12 protein-coding genes and 1 tRNA gene are annotated in these 16,794 nt (G+C 39.6%); 5 read left to right on the top strand and 8 right to left on the bottom strand.

Features of this window, described 5'->3' with window-relative positions:
- Positions 1-26: 26 nt before the first annotated feature.
- Entirely contained in the window at positions 27-413 is a 387-nt protein-coding gene (rpsI, locus tag RM529_RS00070) for a 30S ribosomal protein S9 (protein WP_311482697.1), read from the bottom strand.
- The gene (gene rplM, locus RM529_RS00065) at positions 413-868 is read right to left on the bottom strand and encodes a 50S ribosomal protein L13 (RefSeq protein WP_311482696.1); all 456 of its coding nucleotides are present in this window, start codon (positions 866-868) and stop codon (positions 413-415) included. The genes rpsI and rplM overlap by 1 nt, the downstream gene beginning before the upstream one ends.
- Before the next feature lie 346 nt (positions 869-1,214).
- On the opposite strand from rplM, the gene RM529_RS00060 reads away from it, so the two are divergent.
- Entirely contained in the window at positions 1,215-1,832 is a 618-nt protein-coding gene (locus RM529_RS00060) for a lipocalin family protein (protein ID WP_311482695.1), read from the top strand.
- 72 nt (positions 1,833-1,904) lie between these two features.
- Here the strand turns inward: RM529_RS00060 and polA are convergent, their stop codons facing one another.
- Together polA and fucP are read right to left on the bottom strand one after the other, a co-directional pair.
- Complete coding sequence (gene polA / locus RM529_RS00055; protein WP_311482694.1) at positions 1,905-4,733, bottom strand: DNA polymerase I; 2,829 nt, start codon at positions 4,731-4,733, stop codon at positions 1,905-1,907.
- A gap of 96 nt (positions 4,734-4,829) precedes the next feature.
- Positions 4,830-6,140 (bottom strand): L-fucose:H+ symporter permease, encoded by a 1,311-nt coding sequence (gene fucP, locus RM529_RS00050; protein ID WP_311482693.1) that lies wholly within the window; start codon positions 6,138-6,140, stop codon positions 4,830-4,832.
- A gap of 296 nt (positions 6,141-6,436) precedes the next feature.
- Between fucP and RM529_RS00045 the strand changes: the two genes are divergently transcribed.
- Both RM529_RS00045 and RM529_RS00040 read left to right on the top strand, forming a co-directional pair.
- Entirely contained in the window at positions 6,437-7,660 is a 1,224-nt protein-coding gene (locus RM529_RS00045; RefSeq protein ID WP_311482692.1) for a metallophosphoesterase, read from the top strand.
- 75 nt (positions 7,661-7,735) lie between these two features.
- Positions 7,736-8,032, top strand: a complete 297-nt coding sequence (locus tag RM529_RS00040) for a thioredoxin family protein (RefSeq protein ID WP_311482691.1) — start codon at positions 7,736-7,738, stop codon at positions 8,030-8,032.
- Here RM529_RS00040 and RM529_RS00035 read toward each other — a convergent pair.
- Both RM529_RS00035 and RM529_RS00030 read right to left on the bottom strand, forming a co-directional pair.
- Positions 8,029-8,691 (bottom strand): polysaccharide deacetylase family protein, encoded by a 663-nt coding sequence (locus RM529_RS00035; RefSeq protein WP_311482690.1) that lies wholly within the window; start codon positions 8,689-8,691, stop codon positions 8,029-8,031. The genes RM529_RS00040 and RM529_RS00035 overlap by 4 nt on opposite strands.
- A gap of 323 nt (positions 8,692-9,014) precedes the next feature.
- A complete protein-coding gene (locus RM529_RS00030) occupies positions 9,015-12,335 on the bottom strand; it encodes a glycosyltransferase family 117 protein (protein WP_311482689.1) in 3,321 nt (1,106 codons plus the stop codon).
- 327 nt (positions 12,336-12,662) lie between these two features.
- On the opposite strand from RM529_RS00030, the gene RM529_RS00025 reads away from it, so the two are divergent.
- A tRNA-Gln gene (locus tag RM529_RS00025) sits at positions 12,663-12,735 on the top strand.
- A 345-nt stretch (positions 12,736-13,080) separates the two neighbouring features.
- On the opposite strand, the gene RM529_RS00020 is transcribed toward RM529_RS00025, so the two are convergent.
- Positions 13,081-13,434, bottom strand: coding sequence for a type II toxin-antitoxin system HicB family antitoxin (locus tag RM529_RS00020; protein ID WP_311482688.1), 354 nt, complete (start codon positions 13,432-13,434; stop codon positions 13,081-13,083).
- Positions 13,435-13,878: 444 nt separating this feature from the next.
- Positions 13,879-16,032, bottom strand: a complete 2,154-nt coding sequence (locus RM529_RS00010) for a CRTAC1 family protein (RefSeq protein ID WP_311482687.1) — start codon at positions 16,030-16,032, stop codon at positions 13,879-13,881.
- Positions 16,033-16,405: 373 nt separating this feature from the next.
- Between RM529_RS00010 and RM529_RS00005 the strand changes: the two genes are divergently transcribed.
- A partial coding sequence (locus RM529_RS00005; RefSeq protein ID WP_311482686.1) for a PAS domain S-box protein occupies positions 16,406-16,794 on the top strand: 389 nt, incomplete at its 3' end.

Here is a 16,794-nt window from a genome sequence, read left to right as displayed (position 1 = left end):
GAACTTTTAGGGCAACGCCCAAATAATTAACGTTTAGAGAACTGGAATTTCTTACGGGCTTTCTTCTGTCCGTATTTCTTACGTTCTACCATACGTGGATCTCTCGTTAATAAACCTTCCGGCTTAAGAGTGGTACGGTTTTCTTCGTCCAGTTCTACCATTGCTCTGGAAAGTGCAAGACGAATAGCTTCTGCCTGTCCTGTAATTCCACCTCCGTAAACGTTTACTTTTACATCAAAAGTTTTATCGTTACCGGTAAGGTTTAGCGGTTGATTAACTTTGTACTGAAGAGTACCTGTAGTAAAGTAATCGTTCATTTCTTTTTTGTTCACGGTAATGTTCCCATTTCCATCAGAAACATAAACACGTGCAACTGCCGTCTTTCTACGACCAATTTTGTGAATAACCTCCATTACTTAAGATCGTTTAAGTTAATAGTTTTAGGTTTTTGAGCTTCCTGATCATGGTCAGATCCTGCATAAACCTTTAAATTTCTGAATAGGTCTGCTCCTAATTTGTTTTTAGGTAGCATTCCTTTTACCGCTTTTTCCACCAAACGCTCAGGAGCTTTGTTGAATAATTCGGATGCTGTAAGACTTTTTTGTCCACCTGGATAACCGGTGTGGCGAATGTATTCTTTAGAATCCCATTTCTTTCCGGTTAAGTTGATTCCGCTAGCGTTGGTTATAACAACGTTATCTCCGCAATCAACGTGTGGGGTGAAGTTGGGTTTGTACTTTCCTCTTAGTAATTTTGCTACTTTAGAAGCAAGACGTCCCAGTGTTTGTCCTTCAGCATCTACGTGTACCCATTCTTTGGTAACGGTGGCCTTGTTGGCCGATACTGTTTTGTAACTTAATGTGTCCACACTAAATAGTTTTACTTAATAATTAAACATTCCATTCCCATAATCCCAATTTTGATCTTGGGAAAACGGGCTGCAAATGTACAATTATAAATTCATATAGCAAACAGGACTTTCATTATTTTGTGGAGGTGGAAAAGGCTGATTGTCAGAAGTATTCTGTCTTCTAAAAATTTGATAGCAAAGAACCTGAGACATTGAGCCTGGAGAAGATAAAAGTTATATCTAGAACCAGGTTAAAACGACAAAATGTGTTAAAAAATCGATAAAGAGTATTATTTATGTTAATAGAGTCATAAAACGTTTTTATGTTGTCTACATTTGCGTGACCAAATCTTAATGAATGATTATGAACAGATTAAAAAAATTGGCCGGAGCATTTGGAATGATTGTGATGGTGGCGGGTTTAACAATTTCTTGTGAGCCTGAAAGTGATGAAATGGCAACTTCAAGTAAAGAAGTTTTAAAAGTGAGCAATGCCACAATAGAGCAAAGCGCTCTTGTGGGAAGGTGGGAGCTTTCTTCTATGACTTCAGACGTTGCGGTAGATCTTGATGAGCCTTACACCAATGATAGTACTGATACTAGTACTAATATTCTAGAAGAAACTGACTGTTTTAATGAAATGTACTTTGATTTTGGAGATGACAATAAGGTTATTACGGGACAGGCGAAACTGGACTTTGCCGATGGGTTTAGTTGTAATTACGGAACTTACTCCGCTACATATAATATTGTTAATGAAAATGACGCTACCAAACTAGTGGTAACTTTTGAAATAGACGGTATGACAATTACTGATTCGAAAACCATAGAATTAACCACTGACGAAAGTGGCCAGGAATTTCTACATGTTATCCTTACAGATCAAGAAGTAGACGACGCGAGTTATATTAATGACGGGAGGGAAGATACAGTGGTCAAAGATATTACAAGGTTAGAAACGATTTACACAAAAGTGCAATAGAAATAATCAAACAGTAGTTTAGTGTTGTTAGTAGAAAACTCCCGTAGATTTAATTCTGGGGGAGTTTTTACTTTAATGTGCTTCCAGCCAGTTTTGGCCTTCTCCCAAGTCTACGTCCAAAGGCACTTCCAGTTTAAATGCATTTTCCATTTCGAACTTGATCATCTTTTTTATTTCTTGCAATTCCGGCTTGTAAATATCAAAAACAAGTTCATCGTGTACCTGTAGGAGCATTTTAGTTTTATAATTACTTTCCTTCAGCTTTCTGTGGATGTTGATCATGGCTAATTTAATGATGTCTGCAGCGCTTCCCTGGATAGGAGCGTTTACAGCGTTTCTTTCCGCAGCACCTCTTACCATCGCATTCTGCGAATTAATATCTTTCAGGTATCTTCTTCTTCCTAAAACCGTCTGGACATAACCATTCTCCCTTGCAAAATCTACCTGCTCGCTAATAAAATTGCTGAGTTTAGGGTAAGTTTTATAGTAGGTGTCAATCAATTCTTTGGATTCCGACCTGCTAAGGCTGGTCTGGTTACTAAGTCCAAAAGCTGAAACTCCATATATGATCCCAAAATTGACAGTTTTCGCATTGCTCCTTTGTTCGCGGGTTACCTCATCTATAGAGACATTAAATACATTGGCAGCTGTAGAGGCGTGAATATCTTCACCTTCTCTAAATGCTTTAATCATAGTCTCCTCTTTGCTAAGTGCAGCGATAATTCGTAATTCAATCTGGGAATAATCGGCTGCGAGTAAAATATAATTTTCGTCCCTTGGTACAAAAGCCTTACGCACTTGCCGTCCTCTTTCTGTCCTTATAGGTATATTCTGAAGGTTAGGATTATTGGAACTCAACCTGCCGGTAGCGGCAATGGTCTGTACGTAATCTGTATGCACGCGGCCGGTGTTTTTTTCGATCTGCCCGGGCAGCGCATCTATATAGGTGTTCTTCAATTTTACCAATCCACGGTAATCCAGTACACGCTGAATGATTTCGTAGTCTTTGGCCAATACAGAAAGTACATCTTCACTAGTGGAATATTGTCCGGTTTTGGTCTTTTTCGGTTTTTTTACCAGCTCCATTTTCTCAAAAAGGATAATTCCTAATTGTTTGGGAGAACCAATATTAAATTCCTCACCGGCATCGGCATATATTTTTTCTTCTAATTCCTTAATGTCGCTATCCAGCGCTTCGGAAAGTGAATTCAGGAACTTTTCATCAAGATTGATTCCTTCAAGCTCCATTTCGGCCAGCACTTTTACCAGCGGAATTTCAATCTCGTTAAATAATTTCCGGGTGTTTGCTTCATTAAGTTCTTTTTCGAAAAACTGCTTAAGCTGAAGGATAACATCTGCATCTTCTACAGCATATTCACATTGGCGATCCATCGGAATGTCCCGCATCGACTTCTGATTTTTCCCTTTCTTACCAACAACTTCAGATAAAGGCTGGGGGGAATAATTGAGATAGGTCTCTGCCAGGATATCCATATTGTGGCGCATATCCGGGTTTATCAGGTAATGAGCGATCATCGTATCAAACAGTTTTCCTTTGATTTCGATGCCATACCTGGCCATTACCTTAATGTCGTACTTTAAATTCTGACCAATTTTCTCGATGTTTTCATTTTCAAAAAAAGGTCGCAGTTCTTCAACGAGCTTTTGAGATTCATCTTTATCTTCAGGAAAAGGGAGATAAAAACCTTTTCCGGTTTCCCAGGAAAATGCAATCCCCACAAGTTCAGCATCCATAGGATTGGTGCTCGTGGTTTGTGTATCGAAACTTACACTCTGTTGCTTAATTAAATTCTGAAGAAAAAGCTTTCGCGCCATCTCTGTGCCTAAGCTTTGATATACATGTGCTGTATTTTCCAGTGATTTTCTACCTGAAGTAGGTTCAATTTTTTCTCCACCTCCAGATCCAAAAAGAGAGAATTGCCCTGCTCCCGCCACCTGCGCATTTTGCTTTGCCGAAGGGGAATTGGTAACCTGGGTTTGCGGGTGATCTTCTTCTCCGCTAAATAATTTTAAGAACTGATCCTTCAGCCTTCTAAATTCCAGTTCATCAAAAATCTCCTGGACCTTTTCGGCATCAGGCATCGAAAGTTCGTAATCTTCAGCATGAAATTTCACATCGCAGTCGGTAATAATGGCAGCGAGCTTTTTGGAAAGAATTCCCTGTTCCGCATGGGCTTCTACCTTTTCGCGCATTTTCCCTTTTAGCTTTGTGGTATTCGCGAGCAATTCTTCCATGCTGCCGAATTCCTTCAGAAATTTCTTGGCAGTTTTTTCCCCCACTCCGGGAAGTCCGGGGATATTATCTACGGCATCGCCCATCATTCCCAGGTAATCGATAACCTGCTCGGGTCGCTCTACACCAAATTTTTTCTGAACTTCAGGAATTCCCCAGATTTCTATACCATTTCCCATTCTTGCCGGGCGGTACATAAAAATATTTTCGGTCACCAACTGCGCAAAATCCTTGTCTGGCGTTACCATAAAAACCTTGTAATCTTCCTTTTCGGCCTGTTGTGCAAGGGTGCCAATTATATCATCGGCCTCGCAGCCGGGAAGCACCACAACCGGGATGTGCATCGCCTTTAAAATATCCTGAATTATTGGAATTGCCTGCATAATAGGCTCCGGAGTGGCATCGCGGTTGGCTTTGTATTCGCTAAACAGTTCTTTTCTTACTTCGCTACCTTCTTTATCAAAACAAACCGCCAAATGATCTGGTTTTTCCCGCCTAATCACATCAAACAGCGAATTGGTGAAACCCATAATTGCTGAAGTGTCGAAACCTTTGGAGTTGATCCTCGGGTTTTTAATAAAAGCATAGTAACCACGGAAGATTAGTGCGTATGCATCAAGTAAGAATAAGCGTTTTTGAGCGGACATATATTGATTCAAATGTTATTTACAGAATATTCCAAAACTACAAAGATAATGTCATTCTAAAAGAAAAGCCGTTCAGAAATGAACGGCTTAAAAGATTTAAATAGCGACCTGCCGGCGTTTATTGCGATAGCCGTAGTAGAGGATATAGGCATAGCAGAGCATCACCAGGATAAAAGCAATATTAAAGCTGAAGCTGTCCACAATATAACCGTAGGCCGGCGGGATAATCGCACCTCCCACAATCATGGTACAAAGTACACCAGATCCTTGCGGTTTATCGTCGCCCAGACCGTCTAATGCAAGACTAAAAATGGTTGGGAACATAATGGAGTTAAACAATCCAATGGCAATTATCGTCCACATTGCTACAAGGCCTGTGCTAAAATTGGTGATTATCAATAAGCCAATTGCGCAGGAGGCAAAAACACTCAGCACTACTGCGGGATTCATAATTTTTGTAAGGTAAGAGCCAATAAATCTTCCCACCATTGCACCTGTCCAGTAAAAGGTAACAAAAACCCCTACTATGGCCATGCTGCTGGATTCTGTCAATCCTGAATTCAGGGTCCATTCTGCGATATTCCGCATAAAGGGCGTGTCGCGTATGGTTTCAGATAATTCAAGGCTTAGAAAATAATTTACCATATAACTCCCCAGGGCAACTTCGGCCCCTACATAAAAGAAAAGCGCGATGGCACCCAGGATAAGATTTTTGTTCTTCAGTACTTTTCCGTAGTCGTTGGATGCTGCTGTATCTCCAATCTTCGGAAGTTTTACAAACAAAAAGACCACGGCTATTAGAATTATAAATGCTGCGATCCCAAGAAATGGTGTTTGTACTGCTGAAGCTTCAGCGATGTAATAATCTTTCTGTTCAGCTTCAGTCATAAAAGCAATTTCTTCAGAAGACATTACCTTGTCACTTAAGATAAAAAGTGCGCCAATAATTGGAGCGATAGCGGTTCCCAGGGAATTAAAAGCCTGGGAGAGATTGAGGCGGCTGGAAGCAGATTTTTCCGGGCCGAGAATGGTGACATAAGGATTGGCAGCCACCTGGAGAATTGTAATTCCGCCGGCAAGGATAAAATACCCAAGCATAAAAACCCCGAAGATTCTATAGGATGCAGCTGGATAAAAAAGCAAACAACCCACGGCCATAGTCACCAGGCCCAGAATAATTCCTTTTTTATAGCCGATTTTGGATAAAATATAACCCGCGGGAATAGAGAGCAGGAAATAGGCGCCAAAAAAGGCAAATTGCACCATCCCGGCCTGGAAATAGCTAAGGGTGAAAACCTCCCTTAACCTCGGAATTAAAGAATCGACCAGCACGGTGATAAAGCCCCAGAGAAAAAAGAGGATAGTTAAAAATATAAATGCGGTGCGATAAGATTTTTGTTGATTCATTGGTTAGTTATTCTTAGATGTAGTAGTTATGTAAGTTGTGAATTTTTGATATTGTCTTATAAATTTTGCCAAAGAAAACATTTTGTATGCAAAAAGAGCCGGTTTTCCTTGTTATATGTAAGATGGGGTGAAAGATACTTCTAAGACCTTAGATATTCAAATTTATAGTTTTGTAAGACGCTGAAGATTGTAGTGGCGGCATATAAAATTTCTATGTTATCATTAGCTAAAATAACTATAACAGGCAGTTATACAGAAAGATTAGAAGTATATTCGCGCAAAAATTATACAAGCCAATGCGTTGGATTATTTTTGTTGTTATTTATGTTTTGCTGGACGTTTATACGTACCAGGTTTTTAAAACCGTTAGCAGATATTCCTGGATTTACTATATCTACCTGTTCCTCTCCCTTGCTGTACTGGCAAACCTGCTTTATCAATTCAACAGTGGCGAAGGCGATGGCTGGGCTGGTGCCCGCTCTTATGCCGTGGGCTTCTTCCTGGTATTTTTTGTACCTAAGCTTATCTTTTTGATTTTTATGTTTGGGGAAGATGTTGTGAGGCTTTTTGTAGGTGGAGGTCGAAAATTGGCAAATTCGGGCACTGACTTTAATTTGCCTTCAAGAAGGAAATTTATTAGTCAAATTGCCCTTGGTCTTGCTGCAATTCCTTTTGTTTCCATGCTTTACGGAATGTATAAAGGCAGGTATGATTTTAGGGTTTTGAAGTATACCTTATATTTTGATGATTTGCCCGAGGCTTTTGACGGGTATAGAATTAGCCAGATTAGCGATATACACAGCGGCAGTTTTGATAACCATGAAAAAATTAAATACGGTGTGGATTTGCTTAGAGAACAGGACAGCGATGTGGTGTTTTTTACAGGAGATCTCGTAAATAATGAAGCAGCCGAAATGCAGAACTGGAAAGAATTGTTCTCCACCGTAAAAGCCCGGGATGGCGTATATTCTATTTTGGGAAATCACGATTACGGGGATTATAAAAACTGGGAAAGTGCAGCTGCCAAAAAGGCAAATATGGACACTTTAAAAGATATACATGCAGAAATGGGCTGGGACCTCATGCTGAACGAGCACCGCTTCCTGGAGAAAAACGGCGAACGAATTGCGCTGGTTGGAGTGGAAAACTGGGGAGCAGGCGGATTTAAAAAGAACGGCGATCTCGACAAGGCTTCTGAAGGGTTAACAGCTAAAGATTTTAAGATTCTGCTTAGCCATGATCCTTCACACTGGGACGAGAAAGTGCGTACAGACGATAAACATTTTCAGTTAACTTTAAGCGGCCATACCCACGGGATGCAGTTTGGGATAGAAATTCCCGGCTGGTTTCGATGGAGTCCGGTGCAATACCGTTACGAACACTGGGCCGGAATTTATGAAGAAATGGGTAGGGTTTTAAATGTAAACCGCGGCTTTGGATTTCTGGCTTATCCCGGGCGGGTTGGAATATGGCCTGAAATAAGTGTAATTGAACTGAAAAAAGGCCCGAAACCTGCATAATAATAAGAATTTGCTATATTTGAGTATGCCGGCATTTAAGGTGTATAAATCTAATTGTGATAAAAGCTTGGTTTTATGTCAAAATTTGGTGAATTAGTAGATCTCAACATCCCTGTATTGTTGGATTTTTATACTGAATGGAACGATGCTTCCAAAGCAATGCACCCGGTTTTAAGGGATGTTGCCGCTGCACTTGGCGATAAGGCCAAAGTGATAAAAATTGACGTAGACAAAAATGCCCAGCTTGCAGAAGCCCTGCGCGTAAAAGCCCTCCCCACGCTAATGATCTATAAAAATGGCGAAATGAAATGGCGGCAGAGTGGGGAACAGGATGCCAATACCATTATAGGGCTTATTAAAGAGTACGTTTAAAGGCTTTTGAAGCTGAAGTTCTTCTTTTTGTAATATTCCAGCACCTGCGGCAGCACTTTTTGCAAATTTTTAAAGGCTTTCCTGCTGTCGTGAAAAACGATGATGCTCCCTTCTTCTGAATTTTTCAAAATATTTTTCAGGCACTCTTCTTCAGTTAATTCTGAATCAAAATCCCAGCTAATCACATCCCACATCACCAACTGATAACCGAAATTTGCCAATTTTTGGGCCTGGCTGTTTTTTATCCTTCCGTAGGGAGGGCGAAAGAGTCTGGTAGTTTGTAGTTTGTAGTTCGTAGTTTGGAGTTCTTCGTTTTTTTCTGAAGTTATTGCTTTTTCAGCCTTAAAAACGTTTTCAATATATGCTGAAGTTGAGGTTTTCCAGCCGTCCAGATGATTAAAAGTATGATTTCCCACGCTGTGCCCTTCAGAAAGTATTCTTCTGAAAATTTCGGGATGTTTTTTCACATTATCGCCAATGCAAAAGAAGGTTGCGCGGGCATTATATTCTTTTAAAAGGTCCAGAACCCACGGAGTGATTTCAGGAATTGGCCCGTCGTCAAAAGTGAGGTAAATACTCTCCGGAATTTCCATCTTTGTCCATCTGCGGGGGTAAAGCCGCCTTAGAATTAAAGGATATTTAACCAGAAATTTGTTCATGGTACTTTCTGCGGAAGATGAAATCTTGTTTCTACGGTAATTTACTTTACCAGTATGATTATTTTTTTATGGTCTGTATGTTCCTGCAAGGTTTTTTTAACCTTGTAGGTATGTCAAGTACACAAACCTACAAGGATTTTTAAACCTTGCAGGAGGTGAAAATGTTGTCTGGACCCTATGGTGTTCATTCAAAATTCAAAATTTTAATTTTCAGGGCACTCCCAAAAATGGCAATTATCGGCCTGCTAATTAAAACCTGATCTTTTTCTTCCGAAGAAAAATTCAGCCATATTACAAATTATGAATTATGGCTGAATTATTTTTTACTCCTGAAGCTCTTCCGCCGGAATTTCTTCAGAGAAAGTATCTACACCCTGCTGCGGATTCAGCTCCCGGTCAAACTGCTCTTCAATTAGTTGCTGCGAAGGAGCGGGATTGGTATCTATTTCTTCATCTTCAGCATAAAAATGCCTGAATAACCGTAAATACTCGTTAAATTCTTCTGCTTTTTCCTTAACAATCTCCTCGTCCTGCTGTCTTACAAGAATGTCTATAATGGAACGGTACCTCTCAATGTCGTTTATAATTTCACTTGCATAGCGATACTGCCTGTCCTGGTCCCAGGTGCTGTAATACCTAAGGTTCTCCTGGTATTTTGTGGCAATCTGTTCCCAGAGATTTCTTGCTTTTTCTACTTCGTTAACTTCGTAATAACCTTCAATAAAGGGTTCCACAAGGGAATAATAACCATATTTATCCAATGGCATTTTTTCAATTCCCAAATCAAGGATTTCTTTAGCAGCCGCGGTATCCTGCTCCTGGAGGAGGTTTTCTACGAGGCGCGCAAGGTTGCTTCTGTAGGTAATTGCATTTTTTCGGGTTTCCGGATCGTGGTAAAGGTCCGGATCTTCCATATTGCCCCAGTCCCATTTTTTCACAATATTGTACATTTTTTCGGTATTCACCCTTCCCATATCAAAAGGATTCCTGGGGTTAACAGGGGTGCGGATAGGAACGAGCTTATAGGCCACTCCTTCCAGCTGCAGGTAGTCCTTCATCCAGAGGTAATCCTCGTCACCAAAGCTGCCACCGGTAAAGTAAATTGGGCGCTCCCACTGGTTATTGGCAATTACATCCAGCATCATTAACCTGTTTTTGTACAGTACGCTTTGATCGATATGGATGTCTATATGGTCCACAATAAGATCGCTCTCATCCTCCTGTACAATTCCGTTTTGTAATACCTTTTGCTTATTTACCGGAATTCTGATATTCTGGGTAGGGAACGTGTTAATGGTTTGTCCGCCTCTAAGTTCGGCCTGTGTGCGGGCGTCGTCACTTTCAATATAATTTAACCATGTATTTATAGAAAGTGTATCACTGGTTCGCTCATCCAGAAATATAGCATCGTTTTTACCGGTATAGAAATCGTGTTCCAGTTGAGACGGGACGGGGTCACTTTCAAAAGCCTTGCGCTTCATCTGGTCAATATACCAGTCGGTCGCAAAGAGGCTGGTGTTCACAACACGCACGTCTGTCCGGTACTTCTCCACCTGCTGGACATACCATAAAGCGAAGGTGTCGTTATCTCCAATAGTGAAAATAATTCCGTTTTCCTCTACAGAATCCAGGTACATTTTTGCCATTGCAAGTGCGGTATAGCGGCCGGACCTGTTATGATCGTCCCAGTTCTCACTAGCCAGCAGCGTAGGAACGGCGAGTAAAGTACCAACAATTACTATAGGTACTGCGAGTTTGGGTTTTAAATAGTCTTTGAGCATGTCTATTAAGGCATAGACCCCAAAGCCTATCCAGATCGCAAAAACGTAAAAAGAGCCAACCAGGGCATAATCCCTTTCCCGTGGCTCGAACGGACGCTCATTCAGATAAATTTTAAGTGCTATACCGGTAAAAAGGAAAAACACAAGCAGCACCCAAAAGTTGTTTTTGTCCCTTTTAAACTGAAAGACGAGGCCTATTAATCCTAAAATCAAGGGTAGGAAATAGTAAGTGTTCCTGGCTTTGTTATTTTCTACATCGCTGGGCAGCTCGTCCTGCGGCCCCAGGTGCATTTCATCAATAAAATCGATGCCGCTAAGCCAGTTTCCGTTTAAGTCTGTATATTTTCCCTGCACATCGTCCTGCCGGCCCACAAAATTCCACATAAAGTAACGCCAGTACATATAACCAATCTGGTATTCCAGTAAATAAGCAATATTGGAGGCAAAAGAAGGTTTTTCTACATCTATATAATCGCTAAACCTTTGCAGGAACTGGTGATAATCCTCATTGTCCAGTTGATTTGCATTGTAACTTCTCCGGAATTCGTTAATGGCCTGCATGAGCTGCTCTTCGCCCTGATATTCAGGTTTAACTGTAAATTCCAGGGGACCGGTAAATTCCATGTAATTTACGGCGTGCTGGGTGCTCCACATTCGGGGTAGAATAGCCTTATGGTCATCATCCAGGTTCTGCCTGGCGTTCTTGTAATCATTTACAATAACATATTTTCCCTGTTCTTCATCTTTTTCATACAGAGGCTTTGCATCCAAGTACGGATTATCCTCGTCCAGGCCAGAATACATTTCTGACCATTGCGGGCCGTAGAAAAGGTGCGTTTCCCCATATTGTTCCCTGTTATAATACGCCAATAGTTTCCGGGCATTATTGGGACTATTTTCATTAATTACCGTTGGCGCGTTGGAGCGAATGGGAAGCATCATCCAACTGGAGAAACCAATAAGGATAAAGAGGATGCAAAGAAACAGTGTATTTAGCTGGTAAAAATTTCTTTTGCGGGTATAGTTTATTCCGAAGTAGAATGCAGCCACAATAACGACAAAAGCGATAATCGTTCCTGTGTTAAACGGAAGCCCCAGCGAGTTGGTAAAAAATACTTCTGAAGCCGAGAAAAAAGTTAGCGTGTAGGGTAGCAGAAGTTTAAAGATAAACAGTAACACGGCAACCACCACCACATTGGCAATAATGAAATTTTTTACCGTAACTTTTTTGTAATTTTTAAAGAAGTAAAGGAATCCAATAGCAGGGATTGTTAGCAACCCAAGAAAGTGGACACCAAAGGAAAGGCCAATAACCAGGGAAATGAGGATTACCCAGCGGTTGCCACGTGGTTTAAACATATCCCTCTCCCAAAGCAGCCCCAGGTAGAATAAAATGGCCATAAAACAGGAGGCCATGGCATAAACTTCAGCCTCAACAGCACTAAACCAGAAACTATCGGTAAAGGTAAAGGCAAGGGATCCAACCAAAGCACTCCCTAAAACCGACATTTTTTTAGATGCGGAAATCTTAGAAACAGGTCCGGTAATTTTTAGCAGAAGCAGTGAAATGGACCAGAACATAAAAAGAATGGTAAAGGCACTGGCTACACCAGACATAAAATTGACCATTAATGCCACCTGGCTATCATCTGGTGCGAACGTAGAAAAGAAAGCGCCCATCATTTGATAAAACGGTGCTCCCGGGGGGTGACCGACTTCAAGATTGGCAGAAGTTGCGATATATTCTCCTGCATCCCAGAAACTTGCAGTAGGTTCCAGGGTTAAAGAGTAAGTGATAAGTGCGATAATAAAAACCAGCCATCCCAGGATTTTGTTCCACTTACGAAAGTTGAAATCTGTCATTTTTGTGTAATGTTGAATCCCTCAAAGAGGGTATGGTTGCCCGGGGCCTGCCCCGATTTTTTAATTTTTTCCCAATTCCCCTCGTAAACATTCCCAGAGGTTTCTTATATTAATGTGGCGAATTTAATAATAAATATGTGAATGCCTGATGAACGCTCTTTAAAAGGAATTATTTTCTTTGGAAGCAGAAAAACAGGTCCTTTTACAGCCTAAGAGAGGTCCTGGGATCACTGAATTTTACAAGGGAAAAGAATTTTTTCGATAATTTTGATGAAAATGTTTGTGTAAAAAGAACTTTGTTTTAAATTTGCATCCGCATTTAAGCATTGGCCTATGGTGTAACTGGCAACACGTCTGGTTTTGGTCCAGAAGAGTCTAGGTTCGAGCCCTAGTAGGCCAACTAAAATGTAAAACCGAATTCTGCAAAGAGTTCGGTTTTTTTGTTTTTGATAAAATTGGCGAGAAGTTTATCCGGATCATTCCTAAATGTTGTGGACCAGGCAAAGATGTTAACCAGAGTAGGAGAAAGTTAATATTTCCATATTCACTAATGCACGAATAAATAGTTGTTTATTTTCTTTCGTTTAGCATATATACAGACCTCACAGGTTTTTAAAACCTGTGAGGTCTTTTAGTAGCAGCGGATAAGCATATGCATTGCATTGGCTTAAAAACACATTTTTTTAATTTTAAGTTTGGTGGTTTTTAGGAACAGACTAAGAAGTGCTACTCTAAATCGTCAGTTTTATTTTAAAACAATTTCTTCATTATCAACAGTAAAATCCAGGGATTTGCTCACTAATTGATTGAGATTAATTCCCTTTTTAGCAGCCAGCATAAATAGTTTTTTATGTACTTTTTTGTCTATCCGAACATTAAAGCTGCCTCTAAAAATTTTGTCTGGTTTTTTTCCTATTTTCTTGCAAGTCTCCAGATAATCATCTACCGATTCCCGGAAGTTATTTTCTAATTCAGAAACAGATTCTCCTTCAAAAAGAATTAAATCATTTATTCCCTGTATTTTTCCAAAAAAAACTTTATCGTCGGCACTAAAGGCTACAGTACCTAAATACCCATTATATTCTAAATAATTTTTCATTACAGCTCTAATTTTTCAATTACCTGTTCAATGATATACTTTTTTACGACATTCTGAGGATGTGGTTTGTGCGCTATTATAACATCATTGTCCTTTTTTATATTTATAAACTTTCTCCTGGATCCTCCCGTCTTTCCTCTTTTCTTTAACTCAATATAGCCATAGTGCTCAAGTACCTGAGAAAACTCCTCCCAGTTAGATCTTTTTGAATGCTTAAGAATTTTTGAAAAAGCTTTTCAATTCTGGATATATACAAATATATACAAACCGAAAGAATTGCAACTAAATTTTAGTTGCTTTAACTTTGTGTTCTGCGTGTCAAAGGAATAGCTGATTTTGCTGATTTGTAATTTTCTTGCAAGGGAGATTTATGAGGGAAGAGATAGATAGCGATAATTGCCAATTATCGGCATATACTTTGTCAAAAGTTCAAATTCAGAAATCCTAATGAACGGTTTCCTGTAATTGAATAGGCTGTAGATTTAATTCTTCTGCTTCAGCTTTATTTTCTGTTATTTTATAGAAGGTGTTTAACTTCAGGTTTTCCAGGATTTGGGTAGTGCCACTGCCTGCCCAAAGGATTTTTACTTCATTTATTGCTGATGCTTTTCCTAATCCTATTTGCGCTTGTAAAGTAGAACAACCAAAACTTCCTCCTGAACTAATTGTATGAAATATTGAACGTTCAAGTCCTTCTTCTTCTGTAACTTTTACCTCAATTTTACTGCCAATTGCTGCCCTGTTGGCCTCTGTTCCTTCCAGTTTTAAGCTTATCCAGTTGTTCTCATCCTGATACGGATTTATGTAAAGCGAATTAAAAAAATTATCACCTTCATAGGCGCCTCCCATAACCACATGAACGTCCTGATCGCCATCATTATCAATATCAGAAAATGAGACGGCGTGACCTTTTTGGATATGTCCAAATCCTCCGGCGGTGGTGACATCCTGAAATTCTTTTCCGGAATTATTTCGGAATACCCGGTTTGGAATAATGGATTCATAACTTACTTCGCCGGTGCTCAGGTAGATGTCGGGATAACCATCGTTGTCCAAATCACCATAATTTGCACCCATGGCATATCCTATTTTCTTCAGTCCCACTTCAGCGGAAACATCAGTAAAAGAACCTTTATTATTTTGGTAAAGGCGCATGGTTTCGGCCTTATTTGGTTCTCCTAAATATTCTTTCACAATATCTGGAACTATAGTGTAAAAGTCACTTCTTCTGTAACCGGCTACAAAAATATCCATCCACCCATCGTTATTGTAATCGAAGGACCAGGTGGGGAAACTGGAAATTTTTTCTTCCAGACCCATCCGGGATCCGGCTTCCTCAAAATTGATATTACCGCTTTCACCAATACCTTTGTTGATATATACCAGATTTTTACTTGAAGATTGAAGTGTGGAAATATAGATATCCATCCACCCGTCATTATTGTAATCTCCGGTGGTTACTCCCTTTACATAATAGGGTTCTTTTTCACTACTTACATTAAGCCCTGCCTTGGTTGTAAAGTTAGAAAAAGTACCATCTCTGTTGTTTATAAAGAATTCACAAGGGTTGATGTTCTCTTTGTCAGACTCATTTCCGATAAACAGGTCTGTCCAGCCATCATTGTTAAAATCTGCCCAGGTTGCAGTTTGGGTAGGATAAAAAGATAGTAAACCTGCTTCTATAGTTACATCGGTAAAGGTATTATCTCCATTATTTTTTAGCAGGGAATTAGGATGTTTACCCAGATTTCCCATCCAGGCACCGCGCAAAATAAAAATATCCAGAAAACCATCATTATTATAATCGGCCTGCACCATATTAAGGCCTCCTTTAACTTCCTGCAAACCTGCAGTTTCAGTTTTTTCTGAAAAACTACCATCCCCGTTATTAATAAAATATTGTAGTTTTCCGGAAGGAAACCAACTGGAAACAAGCACGTCTAAAAGATTGTCATTATTAAAATCGTCTACTATACTACCTCCGGATAAATCATCAACGTTTAACCCTAATTTTGGGGCAATGTCTTCAAACTTTTTTAATGGGTATTCCGATTCAAAAACACTTTCAGGAATTAACCATTTTTCTGGTACGCCTTCAGGATATTCCCCTAAAGTCATGTAGGCAACATTTAAGAGCCAGAGACTTCCATAATCGTGAGAATCCTGCTTCAAAAATTGCTCATAAAGACTAATGGCCTTTCTGGACCCTTCAGGAGCCTGATGATATCCTTCGGGATCAATAGGAATAATGCAGGATGCAGAAGCATTATGGTGATGTATACAATTTTGTTGTTCTCCCAGCCGCATATAGGCAAGGGCCAGTAAAGGACCTATTTTTTCTTCTTCAAATGCCTCTAGTTTATATCGCAATGTGCCCTTATCACTTTCTTCCCATAATCTTTCCAGTATCTCGATGGCATCTTTTGTTTTACCCGCATACAGTAGTGCATCTGCTTTCCTAAGATTGTAGCGTTCTTTGTGATTTTTGGGAGCTACTTTGGATAGACTGTCAAAATAAGCAATTCTTAAGGAGGATGCATAAATGTTTTCAGAGATATAAAATTGATCCTCAGCTGTTTTTTTTATTATTTCAGGCATTGTTTCTTTCTCATTACAAGAGACAAGTAATAGAAACGATAAAAAAATAATGCCTGTTATGTACTTCATGATATTGTGTTTCCCTCCTGTATATTTCCTAAATATAAAATATTAGAAAACAATTCTTTATGTTCTTGGTGTTTGGCAAATATAGGATAGAAATGTTATATGCATTCCAGGAACAAATAAGTTTTCCAATCGTTTAGGTAAATCTTTATGTGTTCTATAGCGAATTAGTTTCTCTAATCTTATAAATGAAGACCGAAAATTGGCAATTTTCGGTACATATTAGTAAGCGCAACAAATGGAATCTTAACTTCAGGATTTTCCTTCAAATGAATTAGCTTTTGTAAATTCGTGTAAAACAGAAACTGTGGCGAAAAACGAGTTTTTTCAGAATAAAAATGTCTTTAATGTCCTTTTTGAAGCTGCTTCCGAAGGAATTATTGTGGTGGATGCTTCTCAAACAATAATTGCCGTAAACTCTGCTGCAGAATATATGTTTGGATACCAATCTGGAGAATTAACAGGGGAGCCCCTTAACCTACTTATCCCAATGAATTACCGGCCCAACCACGGCCAACATTTTTCAAGGTTTTTAGAGAGTAGTGAAAAAAGGCAAATGGGGCATGGGAGGGACCTTCATGGCTTAAAAAAAGATGGTAGCCAATTTCCTGTTGAAGCGGGTTTAAACCCTTTTAAAATAGATGGTGAGGATTATGTGATGTCGCTTGTTATCGATATTAGTATTAGAAAGGAGAC

This window comes from Autumnicola edwardsiae, assembly GCF_031846505.1.
Lineage (GTDB): Bacteria > Bacteroidota > Bacteroidia > Flavobacteriales > Flavobacteriaceae > Autumnicola > Autumnicola edwardsiae.
This window is presented reverse-complemented; position numbering and strand designations above follow the sequence as displayed.